Genomic DNA, 12,022 nt, shown 5'->3' with positions numbered 1-12,022 from the left:
TCTGGACTTACCTTGTCGCCTCGCCGCCGAGGAAGGGAGCCCCTATGTACCGACCGCTACTCTTCACCGCGCTGTCATTCAGCCTGCTGTTGTCCGCCTGCGCGCCATCGGAGCCCACCGAACAGCAAGAAAAACCCCGCCCAGCAGTAATGGTCCAACCCCAGGTGGCCAGCGCACAGATGGATGTATATCCCGGCGAGGTACGCGCCCGCTTCGAACCCGCCTTAGCCTTCCGCATCAGTGGCAAATTGCAGCGGCGCCTGGTTAATGTGGGCGACCGCGTTGAGCAGGGGCAGGCATTGGCCGAACTGGATACCGAGGACCTGCTCCTGCAGCTGGATTCTGCGCGCGCACACCTCACCTCTGCCGAAGCCGACCAGCGCTTGGCGAGCAGCGAGTTAGAGCGCCACCGTAAACTATTGGAACGCCAGCTGGTCAGCCACTCACAGTTCGATGCGGTGGAAACCCGCTTCGAAGCCAGCGATGCGCGTCTGCAACAGGCCAGGGCGCAACTGGATGTAGCGCGCAACCAGGCCACTTACGCAGAACTGAAGGCGCCTGAGAGCGGAGTGATCGCCCGCCGTATGGCTGAAGCAGGCCAGGTTGTCGCCGCTGGCCAGGGGGTTTTCGAGCTGGCCGCCGACGGTGAACGCGAGGTGCGCATCGATTTGCCGGAGCAGGCAATTGGTCATTTCCGCGTCGGCCAGCCACTGACCGTGGAACTTTGGTCGCAACCAGGTAAATCCTTTCCCGCCCTGGTGCGTGAGCTATCCCCCGCCGCAGATCCAGTATCCCGCACCTTTGAAGCACGCGTGGCTTTTACCGATAAAACCACCGGCATTGAAATAGGCCAGAGCGCCAGGGTCTTCGTTCCCAAAGCAGCAGCTACCGATGTTTTACAGGTCCCCATGTCAGCAGTGAGCGCCGATGAAGGCAAAGCCTTCGTATGGGTACTGAACCGCGAGCAGCAAATCCTGCATAAAACCGAAATCACTGTGGGGCCCTATGGCCAGGAGTTTGTACCAGTTTTCTCCGGCCTGCGCGTCGATGATTGGGTCGTTGCCGCCGGCACTCACCTTCTACTGGAAGGACAACAGGTTCGCCCAGTGGATCGCATGAACCGCCCAATCGAACCAGACCGGGCCCTCGCGCGCCAGGACTGAGTGGCGGCCGCACTCAGAAAAGAATCTGACCGGGCGCGCAGTAAAAGGCGCTGCTACGAATTTGCCGAAATACGGCTTGCTCGATAGGGCCGTACTTCAACACAGAGAAATTGCCATGGGTTTTAACCTTTCCGAATGGGCACTGAAAAATCGCCCGCTGGTACTCTACGCCATGATCGTACTGGGGCTGCTTGGCGCGGCCTCTTACACGCAACTTGGGCAAAGTGAAGACCCGCCCTTCACCTTCAAGGTAATGGTGATCAATACCCTTTGGCCCGGCGCCAGTGCCGAAGAGGTATCCCGCCAAATTACCGAGCGGGTAGAGAAAAAACTACTGGAGACTGGCGACTACCAACGCATCTCCTCTTTCTCCCGCCCCGGCCAATCCCAGGTGCTGTTTGTCGCCCGCGACGATATGCATTCGCGGGATATTCCCGATCTCTGGTACCAGGTACGCAAAAAGGTCAGTGATATCCGCCACACCCTGCCACCGGATATCCAGGGCCCATTTTTTAACGACGAATTCGGCACCACTTTCGGCAATATCTACGCACTGACCGGCAGCGGCTTCGATTACGCCCTGATGAAAGACTATGCCGAGCGCCTGCAGTTGGCACTGCAGCGGGTCAAGAATGTGGGCAAGGTGGAATTACTGGGTCTGCAGGACGAAAAAATCTGGGTGGAAATTTCCAACACCAAGCTCGCCTCCCTGGGTATTCCCCTCACCGCAGTGCAAAGCGCACTGCAATCGCAAAACCAGGTCGCTGATGCCGGCTTTGTAGATACAGTGAGCGACCGTGTGCGTATTCGCGTGAGCGGCCAGTTTCACTCGGTCGATGAAATTCGCCGCTTCCCCATCACCGCCGGTGGGCGCACCCAGAGGCTGGGTGATATTGCCGAAGTACACCGCGGTTTCAGCGATCCTGCACAACCGCGCATGCGCTTTATGGGCGAAGACGCCATCGGCTTGGCCGTATCCATGAAAGAAGGCGGTGATATCCTCAAGCTGGGCAAACAGTTGGACACTACTTTTGCAGAGCTGCAGGAAGACCTGCCGATCGGCATGCAATTGCGTAAGGTGTCCGACCAGCCTGCGGCTGTAAAACGCGGTGTGGGTGAGTTCCTGCAGGTATTGGCAGAGGCGCTGGGCATCGTCCTATTAGTGAGCTTCTTCTCCCTCGGTACCCGCCCCGGCTTGATAGTAGCGCTATCGATACCATTGGTGCTGGCCATGACTTTCGCATTAATGAATTACTTCAATATTGGCCTGCACAAGATTTCCCTGGGCGCCCTGGTACTCGCCCTTGGCCTGATGGTGGACGATGCCATTATCGCCGTGGAAATGATGGCCATCAAAATGGAACAGGGGCTCAGCCGACTAAAAGCGGCCGGCTTCGCCTGGACCAGTACCGCCTTCCCCATGCTCACCGGTACCTTAATCACCGCCGCCGGTTTCCTACCCATCGCCACGGCCGAATCCGGCACTGGGGAATACACCCGCTCGATCTTCCAGGTAGTCACGCTTTCCCTGGTTGTTTCCTGGATTGCCGCAGTAGTATTCGTGCCTTACCTGGGACATTACCTGCTGCCCAATTTAGCTCGCCATGATCACAGCGGTGAGGTTCAGGACCCCTACCAGAAGCCCTTCTATCAGCGCTTCCGCCGCCTGATCACTTGGTGCCTGCGCCACCGCAAAACTGTCATAGTGGCAACCCTGGCGATCTTTATCGGTTCCCTGGCCTTGTTCCGCCTGGTGCCACAACAGTTCTTCCCCTCTTCCGGGCGCTTGGAACTGTTAGTAGATCTCAAGCTGGCCGAAGGTGCCTCACTGAAATCCACCGAGTTCCAGGCCAAGCGGCTGGAAACCCTGCTGGATAAAAATGACCTGGTGGAAAACTATGTGGTGTATGTGGGCACCGGTTCGCCGCGTTTCTACCTGCCACTGAACCAGCAACTTCCTGCAGCCAGCTTTGCCCAGTTTGTAGTGATGACCCGCAGTGTTGAGGAGCGCGAGCAGGTTCGCAGCTGGCTGATCGAAACCATGGCGGAGGAATTCCCCACCCTGCGCAGCCGGGTATCCCGCCTGGAAAATGGACCACCGGTTGGCTATCCGGTGCAGTTTCGTATTTCCGGTGAACATATTGGTGAAGTGCGCAGCCTGGCCCGCCAGGTTGCCGAGCGTGTGCGGGAAAATTCCAAGGTTACCAACGTACATCTGGACTGGGAGGAGCCCAGTAAAACCGTCAATCTGAATATCGATCAGGACCGCGCACGCACCATGGGTGTGAACAGCGCCTCGCTTTCCCGTGCCCTGCAAAGCTCACTCACCGGTATTACCGTTAGCCAATACCGCGAAGACAACGAACTGATTGACGTACGAGTGCGCGGCGATGAGCAAGAACGCTACGCTCTCAGCCAACTGGGCAATCTGGCGGTGCAAACCGACAGCGGCCGCAGTGTCCCCCTCAACCAGATTGCCACCCTGGAGTACGGCTTCGAGGAAGGGATTATCTGGCACCGCGATCGCCTGCCCACGGTCACAGTGCGCGCAGACATTTATGGTGAAGAACTGCCCGCTAATGTTGTAAATGAAGTATGGCCGCGCCTGCAGAATATTCGTGAGCAATTGCCACCGGGCTACCTGCTGGAAATTGGTGGCAGTGTGGAGGAATCCGAGCGCGGACAAAAATCAGTGAATGCCGGTATGCCGCTGTTTGTGTTGGTGGTATTTACCCTGCTGATGCTGCAGCTGCGCAGCATGTCCCTGTCTACGATGGTCTTCCTCACCGCGCCTTTGGGACTGATCGGGGTTACCTTGTTCCTGCTGCTGTTCGGCAAACCCTTCGGTTTTGTCGCCATGCTAGGCACCATTGCCCTGGCCGGTATGATTATGCGCAACTCCGTCATTCTGGTGGATCAGATACAGCAGGATATCAGCCAGGGCTTGAGTGCCTGGGAGGCAATTATTGAGTCCACTGTGCGGCGTTTCCGCCCAATCGTTTTAACCGCCCTGACTGCGGTATTAGCGATGATCCCACTGTCGCGCAGTGACTTCTTCGGCCCCATGGCTGTTGCCATTATGGGGGGATTGATCGTAGCTACCGCCTTGACCCTGATCTTCCTGCCAGCACTGTATGCCGCCTGGTTCCGGGTGCGAGAGGAGAAAACAGAGACTGAGGTAGAAATTCCAACGGAGTTAAATGGTGCTGAGCCGCAGGTATCCTGATAATCGCTGACACCCTAATAAAAAGACTCAAGTAAAAACCAAAAGAAAAAAGGCCCGGATATTTACATCCAGGCCTTTTTTCATTCAGCAGCTTTTAATCGCCACCATCAACATACGATTAAGACTTCTTGGATTTTGCAGCCAGAGAGTCATACACAATACCGGTCCAAATATCCGGGGTCATAAAACCCTGTCCATACTGATCATCGAAATCCTTGGTGGGCTTGGCAGCAATGACTTGATCGCGACTTTGACCACTATCGACCAATTTCTGAATGCGATCCCTCAGGGTCTCCAGCATATCCCGTTGCACTTTTAACTCCGCAGGATTACTCAGAGGACCATGTCCGGGAATGATTTTTGTGTTTTTACCAGAAAGCGCCAATGCGGTGTCCATAGCTTCAATCATGCCATTCACCGAACCACCAGAAGAAAGATCGATAAATGGATAAGTGCCATTGAAATAGATATCGCCCATATGAATCACATCGGCTTTGGCGAAATGCACAATAGAATCACCATCGGTATGGGCTGGGCCGACATGCTGTACCTTAACCTCATCACCATTCCAGTGAAAAGTGGTGGCATCGGTAAAGGTGATTACCGGTAGTGCTGCTGGCGGTGAGGGCTCAACCTTACGCTTAAAAGCCTCTATAAACTGTTCGGTACTCACACGTTTGCGCACATTCTCATGGGCAACGATCAGGGCACCACTTTTACCCAGGTTTTCATTGCCGCCGGTATGATCGCCGTGCCAATGGGTATTGATCACAAAGCGCAGCGGCTGATCTGCCAAACCCGCCACCGCTTTCTGTATTTTTGCAGTGAGTGGTGCATATTGGTCATCCACCATAAAGGTGCCGTCCTCTCCGACCAGTACTGCGATATTGCCACCAGCCCCCTGGAGCATATATACATTACCTGCCACCGGCTCACTGCTAATTTCGATCTTGGCAAAGCGGTCTTCGGCCAATAGCGGGGTGCTGATTAGAGACGCTAACAGCACCGCAATAGCTGCAATCTGCTTCATGAATATTTCTCTGTTTTTATTGTCATATTGCTACAGTGATATTACTCAATTCAGGACGCCTGCTCTAGCTGCTTAGGCTCGCCCTTTGCTTCCTGACCGGACACCATGGCCATTAATATATCAGGGCGGTCGGTAACAATACCATCCACGCCCAGGTCGATGTAGCGTTGTAGATCGGCCCGCCCGTTTGCTGTCCACACAGAAACATGCAGGTTGAGTTTGTGTGCCGCACGCATAGTACCCGCAGTTACCACATCCAATCCAAAGTGGAACATTGGCAACTGCATTGTCTGATAGTGAGGGGCCAGCAGGCCTTCCGCTCGAATCAATTGAGCAAAATACAATAGTGCCGCTTCCCAGGTCACTGCGCCTGTAGCAACATCCGGACTGAGACGCCTGAACGCACGAACAACTCCATGATGAAAGGAAGAAACAATCACCTGCCCATGCTTTTCCTTCGTCTGTAATACCTCGCTCAAAACCTCTGCGGCAGCGTATTTAGCGCTTTTTAACTCCAGAATCAGAGGAGTATCACCCACTTCCTCCAATGCCTCTTCAATAGTAATAATTGTCAGAGGATTCTCACGATAGGGATAGTTCTCTCCATCGGGGCTCCAATGATAAGCAATATTTAACTCGCGCAACTGGGCAAGGGTCATATCCTCAACAGAACCACTGCCATCTGAAGAGTCTTTCAACTCAGGATCATGTAATAAAACCAGATGGCCATCGGCGGTAAGCCAGAGGTCCACTTCGATACCATCGACACCCAGCTCCACCATTTTTTGTAAATACAACGAGGTATTACCGGGATACAGACCGTTGCTGCAATCATTACCATGGGAAATCACCATAGGGTTACGTGTATGTGTAAGCCGCAATGCCGATTTTTTCGCAGGTCTTGATCTGGCGTAAATCAACAGCACGATCAACAGACCAGCAAAGATCAACAACATAGACATGAATCAATACCATTTATACGCGACAAAGAAACAGTTGCTCTGGCATACCAAACACCGCTTGCAGACACAGTCAATACACAAAATCCTATAAAAGTCCTTATACCACGTAGAATTTCAACCATTGACAGCTGGCTCGGCCATTAGCTCTTCTCCAGCTCTCTCATTATTTTCCGTAGTATTCTCTCTCCCGCCACTGCCCTTATTAGCTCTCTCTTTCCAGTAGTGAAGCAATACATCCTGTAACCACAAAGGAAAAAAGATCACCAAATCATAAAAACGATTTAACAGTATGCCAGTATGCATTACTGAAGTGGCCAAAAGGCGCAGCCCACCACAAAGCAGACGTAAACTGAGCACCAGGCAGGTGCCTATTACAGTACGCGCAGAGGAGATAAATTGCTCCAATGGAATTGCAGTAAAAGCCAGAATTAAAGGAAGGATAAAACCAAGCCCCATCTGCGTCAGAGAAACAGGCCAATAAGTCCCCATTCCCGCCATCATCGGCAAAGCCTCACCTGCACTGGCAGCCAGCAGCTGGTCATACTGTAAAAGTAATTCACGCGTAAATGCCAAGCAGGCCTCTACCATAGAAAAAAGTAGCAACAGTGCCAAAGCAGCCCAGTTCAAACGACGCCGGATATTATCTGACAAGGTATTGATCGCCGGAAACATCCGTGTGACTTGCAAGCATTCCATCACCATGATTCCAAGGCTCACCTGTAAAAAGATAAGTACGTAGGCGACAATATCTGTAACAACAAAACTACCGAGAAAACTATTACCACCCAATATTTCTGCTACCGGGCGCGCGATTAACTGAAAATTAACAGAAATACCAGCCACCGCCACCATTAAAGCCATGGAAGCAATTAAAAATCGGCCCATGGAAGAGGCTGACAGAAAGCGCACACTACGATCACTTTCCTGCAATATTTCCTCATAGCGCTCCATATGTAAGTCCAGGGCTTTAGCACGCCGAATGACCGACTCTACATTTTTATTGATTCTCCCCAGTGTAATTAGCATTGCACGCCAACTGGGCATCATTCGTTTCAGTAACTGATGTCGCTCACGAGTAGATTCCCGATAAGACTCCAGAGCCTTGGATTCCGCCTTTCGCATGGAGTGATTAATCGTTTCCAGCACGTCTGCCACAACAGAATCATCCTGGGCGGGAATTTCTGATACGGAGCGAATAGCGCGAGCCCAGTTGGAGGGTTCAGGAGGCACTTCAGCACTGCGTACATAGTCTTCATCGATAGATGTCAGCTGCTCGCACAAACGACGGTGAAGTGTTGGATATTGCGCCAACTCTCTCTTCATTGCCCCTTCTATACGCTCAAATTCCCTTTCGATATGACGCTCTGCCGTCGCCCTGCCAGCTGCCAGCAAAACTTCTCGATTGCGCTCAAGGAGAGTCTGCTCTGCGGTGCCCAATGCACCAGCCGCAAGGCGCAGGGAACGATAACTAAAGCGCGCCAGAGCATATATAGCCCTATGTACCGGCCTCCTGGCAAGGAACATTGCGAAAAGGCCGAATAGGAGCCAAAGCCACAGCGGCAAACTATTGATTAATGGACTCACGATGTTAGCTCCCTAGCGACAATTCAATTGCCCATCCTATCAGCTAGCAGTCACACAATCGCCCAAAATGTCACAGTTTATATTGCTATAAGACGACATCACCCTATCAGAGATAAACCCAGACAAAATGGTACCAGGGTATCTATTTCAACAAGATAAACCGGCATCGAAATAGCATTTGCAGCATTAATGTATTGAATTACCCAATAGTGTTTATTCGCACGCCACACCTTCTCAAATTACAATGCCGACAAATTCTCGGGAAAGAGTCCTCCTCAAATATTCACTAACCAGGCAGTATTCCCAGATAAAAAATGACTCAGGAAATCCTCCAAATATTAAGCACCAATAAAGCGAAGCATTCAGAATAAAAAGAGGTAGGACTGAGAAGCTAAAGACGCAAATGACACAGCAAAAAATCACGACCAGGGAGAAGTGTTTTTGGGAAAATGACACTCAGGGATACATGAGAACAATTTTCACAGATAGTTCCACCAATAAAAAATAACTGCGACATTTTCTTAATGTGGTTTTTTTATAACTGAAAATAAGGCATCTATTTTTCCAAGCCGTCCCACCCCACGTCTACACTCCAAACTAAATTCTCACTGGGTGAGTCATTTTCCCTAAGTACAAAAAGGGAATATGCGTAAGCAGGGATGCCTTCAAAAGAGGCATCAAAAGCCAATCAGGAAACTTATGTAACAGGAGTTGATAGAGGATCTCAAACTCAAATTTGGGAAAGATCTATCTGTATCAAGGAGAGGTACGAGGTATATGCCGGTTCTTTTTTTCAGCAATTCCGGCCTTCAGGGCGATCTTTTATTTTCACTTTTTTCTCAGTCTATTCCGCTCCCATGGGAAAAGGCGAGCATAGGAAAACAGCGCCATTGCCTGCAGCACTATGAGGCAATAATTGTTGACTGTTGGCAAATAGGTATTGCCGCCACATCCAAAGAATTTCTTTCCGATCTGAAAAAAATCAGTCATCCAAAAGCTATCCTTATTAACTTTCCAGTGGACTTACCTTTACATATCTTGGAAAAACTGCGCCAAAGTGGTTTCTACCTCCTCTGTGACAGTAATACCAGCCAGGAAAATTTAATTCAGAGATTAAGTACTGCTATTCACAGCTGTGAAAGCAGGCAGCATGGCAGTACCCCAAATCCTCTCCCTCTAACACGCAGAGAACAGGAAATTCTAGGACAACTGACTACGGGTGAACCCAACAGTGTGATTGCCACCAAACTTCACTTAAGTGAACACACTGTAAAAAACCACATGTATAACATATTCCGAAAAATCGGCGTAAAGAATCGCCTGCAAGCCAGTAATTGGGCAAAACTCAATCTCCAGGAAGAGAAAATATGAGGCTAAGCCTGCTGATATTTTTTCTCTGTATGTCAATTGCCTATGCTCAGGATGACACAACCGTCCCTCCTGCAGACACCGACTCAGGCAAACTAGAGGATGAAATCAGCGGGTTTAATATTGATCGAACAATAACGCGAACCGGGCATGATTTTGCGCGTTATCTGAGTGAATACAGAAATCTGAACTATCCAGATTCAACTTACAACTTAACAGTTTACGAGCGCCCCTCCGCACGGTGGGGCAACCTGATTTGGGTAACCTATAACGACAAAATAGTTTTTCGGCGCTTTATCACCCCAAGCACCAACAATATACACCGGCTGGCCGATGAGGCAGCACAGTATATTCACCAAGCGGTACTACAAGATCGCGTAAGCAGTGCGTTCACAGATAATTTTGATTTGGGAAAGGATGAATTCTAATGCAAATCAGATATTTGATAGTTCCTGCTGCCCTGCCTGTGATTATGTTCCTGTCCAGCAGTGGCTATGCCACAGAATTAATTTACGAACCAGTAAACCCCAACTTTGGTGGCAACCCATTAAATGGCACCTACCTGCTACAAAATGCGCAAGCACAGGACAGCCATGATGACCCCGACAAGCCAGACAGTCTGTATGAGCAGCCCAGCGCTCTGGATCGTTTTACTGACTCCCTCGAAACACGGCTTTTAAACCAGTTGCTTACTGATGTGGGCGATGGCAATAGCGGTGAACTAATAACTGATGACTTTATCGTGCAGATCGTTGACAACGACGGTGTACTGACCGTGTTGATCACTGACCGGAGTACTGGAGATAAAAGCGAAATCGTTGTAAGCGGGCTCAACCCGACTAATTAGCATAGTACCCAACTCCGAAGGAAAACTGGCAATGCGTAATGCAATAAAAAAAGCCATAGTTTTGCCCGCCCTGGCGTTCATATTAACACTAAGCGGCTGCTCCGCATTTAAAAGTCTTGGTGATGCCATTTTTGGCCCAGGTCGTACTGAGGCCATGCTCACACCGCGTATGAACACCTACAGGGATTTACTTAACCTGCCAGAACCAAAGGGTAAAATTCTGGCAGCGGTATACAGTTTTCGGGACCAAACGGGACAATACAAGCCTGCCCCAAACAGCAGCTTCTCTACCGCTGTCACCCAGGGCGGTGCCGCCATGTTGATGGATGTGCTGAATGAATCAGGATGGTTTATTGCGCTTGAACGCGAGGGATTGCAAAACCTACTCACTGAAAGAAAAATTATTCGCGCTGGTCTCAGCAAGCCGGATGCCCCTGCAAACAACAGTGTCCCTCTACCTACCTTAATTGCCGCCAATGTCTTATTGGAAGGGGGAATTGTCGCCTACGACCAGAATATTCAAACTGGTGGCGCAGGGGCCCGCTACTTTGGTATCGGAGCTGATGAGCAATACCGTATTGATCAGGTCTCCGTGAATCTGCGTGCTATCGATATCCGCTCAGGCCGAATATTGCATTCGGTATTGACCTCGAAAACCGTTTACTCAAAAGCAATCAGTGCCGATGTATTTCGCTTTGTAAGATTCCGGCGCCTACTGGAAATGGAAGCCGGAGTGACATACAACGAACCCGCGCAACTTGCTATGCTTTCAGCAATGGAATCTGCGGTAATTCATCTGATCAGTGAGGGAATTATTCACAATTCATGGGCACTGGCGAACCCCGATGATATCAACAACCCCGTACTGCAATATTACCTGAATGACAGCACGGTGATTATGTGATGAATCCACTTGAGACAGGACGAGCTTAAAAGGCTGAAGCAACCATGCCAAGTATTAACAAGCACCACCTCCCCCTGAGCCTTACCGCTGCCCTCTTTCTCTTTTCAGGGGTTTGCAGCGCCACAGACCTGGATTCCAGCAATGAGCTGGCGATCTCCAGTGAACTGAGCGCCGCCAACCTTATTTCTGTTTCCAATCTCACCGTCATTAACCAGGAAGGCGGTGTAAACCATATCAACGTACGACAGTCAGGGCGAACCAACTACACATCTGCTCATCAGGATGGCAATCGAAATAATCTCTCTGTCACCCAGGCTGGCGAAGACAATGTTATTCTATCAAGACAGATAGGAGATCAAAACTTAAGTGGCCTGATCCAGGTAGGCTACGAGAACCTAATTGATATCGAGCAGTACGGCATGGGAAATTCTGCCGGGATTTCCCAATTCGGTACGCAAAACAGTGCCCATGTACAAGAAATTGGCATCTTGCATAAGGTCAATATCTACCAAAGTGGCCATGGATTACACACGTCTGTCACAGTAACAGGCACTGCGACGACCACCTATATCAGCCAATACGATTAAAACTGGTATTTGATCAATTCTCTACTGGCACTATTTTTTATTGGTTTTCTATCACCACCAAGGTCTGTCTCTCATTAAAAATTGCTTTCGGCGCATTTCACCTAAGTTAATAATGATTAATCCTGCACTGATTTCAACTCTGCTATCGAGATAGTACATTCAACTCAACAAACCCTGTATATCTGGCCAGTCGCATATTTTGCCGAAATAGAAAGTTCCATAAATTTACCATCTAACGATTCGAACTATTTTCCTAGTTTTTAGAGAGTTACCTCCTATAGCCGTCTCGCAGGATTAGGGCAAAACTCTAAACATATCCGATCACTTGTTGTTTACACCTCTCGGACATTA

10 protein-coding genes are annotated in these 12,022 nt (G+C 50.2%); 7 read left to right on the top strand and 3 right to left on the bottom strand.

Translation table 11 applies throughout. From position 1 onward, the window contains the following. Positions 1-44 precede the first annotated feature (44 nt). Together P3339_RS03940 and P3339_RS03935 are read left to right on the top strand one after the other, a co-directional pair. A complete protein-coding gene (locus P3339_RS03940) occupies positions 45-1,163 on the top strand; it encodes an efflux RND transporter periplasmic adaptor subunit (protein ID WP_282952490.1) in 1,119 nt (372 codons plus the stop codon). 115 nt (positions 1,164-1,278) lie between these two features. Further along, entirely contained in the window at positions 1,279-4,389 is a 3,111-nt protein-coding gene (locus P3339_RS03935) for an efflux RND transporter permease subunit (protein WP_020414652.1), read from the top strand. 118 nt (positions 4,390-4,507) lie between these two features. On the opposite strand, the gene P3339_RS03930 is transcribed toward P3339_RS03935, so the two are convergent. From P3339_RS03930 to P3339_RS03920, 3 genes are all read right to left on the bottom strand, one after another. Next, entirely contained in the window at positions 4,508-5,419 is a 912-nt protein-coding gene (locus tag P3339_RS03930; RefSeq protein WP_020414651.1) for an MBL fold metallo-hydrolase, read from the bottom strand. 50 nt (positions 5,420-5,469) lie between these two features. Beyond that, positions 5,470-6,381 (bottom strand): glycerophosphodiester phosphodiesterase family protein, encoded by a 912-nt coding sequence (locus tag P3339_RS03925; protein WP_282952489.1) that lies wholly within the window; start codon positions 6,379-6,381, stop codon positions 5,470-5,472. 114 nt (positions 6,382-6,495) lie between these two features. Next, on the bottom strand, positions 6,496-7,965 hold the full coding sequence (locus P3339_RS03920) for a hypothetical protein (protein WP_282952488.1): 1,470 nt from the start codon (positions 7,963-7,965) through the stop codon (positions 6,496-6,498). Between the two features lie 777 nt (positions 7,966-8,742). Between P3339_RS03920 and P3339_RS03915 the strand changes: the two genes are divergently transcribed. The 5 genes from P3339_RS03915 to P3339_RS03895 are packed head-to-tail and all read left to right on the top strand — an operon-like array spanning position 8,743 to position 11,671. Next, on the top strand, positions 8,743-9,336 hold the full coding sequence (locus P3339_RS03915) for a helix-turn-helix transcriptional regulator (RefSeq protein ID WP_020414648.1): 594 nt from the start codon (positions 8,743-8,745) through the stop codon (positions 9,334-9,336). Further along, entirely contained in the window at positions 9,333-9,761 is a 429-nt protein-coding gene (locus P3339_RS03910; RefSeq protein WP_020414647.1) for a CsgE family curli-type amyloid fiber assembly protein, read from the top strand. Before P3339_RS03915 ends, P3339_RS03910 begins: the two co-directional genes overlap by 4 nt. Next, on the top strand, positions 9,761-10,180 hold the full coding sequence (locus P3339_RS03905) for a curli assembly protein CsgF (RefSeq protein WP_020414646.1): 420 nt from the start codon (positions 9,761-9,763) through the stop codon (positions 10,178-10,180). The genes P3339_RS03910 and P3339_RS03905 overlap by 1 nt, the downstream gene beginning before the upstream one ends. Positions 10,181-10,211: 31 nt before the next feature. Beyond that, positions 10,212-11,084 carry a CsgG/HfaB family protein gene (locus tag P3339_RS03900; protein WP_020414645.1) on the top strand — a complete coding sequence of 291 codons (873 nt, stop codon included), beginning with the start codon at positions 10,212-10,214 and terminating at the stop codon, positions 11,082-11,084. A gap of 44 nt (positions 11,085-11,128) precedes the next feature. After that, on the top strand, positions 11,129-11,671 hold the full coding sequence (locus P3339_RS03895; RefSeq protein ID WP_020414644.1) for a hypothetical protein: 543 nt from the start codon (positions 11,129-11,131) through the stop codon (positions 11,669-11,671). The last annotated feature ends 351 nt before the right edge of the window (positions 11,672-12,022 follow it).

This window comes from Microbulbifer sp. MLAF003 (assembly GCF_030012965.1).
Classification (GTDB): Bacteria; Pseudomonadota; Gammaproteobacteria; order Pseudomonadales; family Cellvibrionaceae; genus Microbulbifer; species Microbulbifer variabilis.
This window is presented reverse-complemented; position numbering and strand designations above follow the sequence as displayed.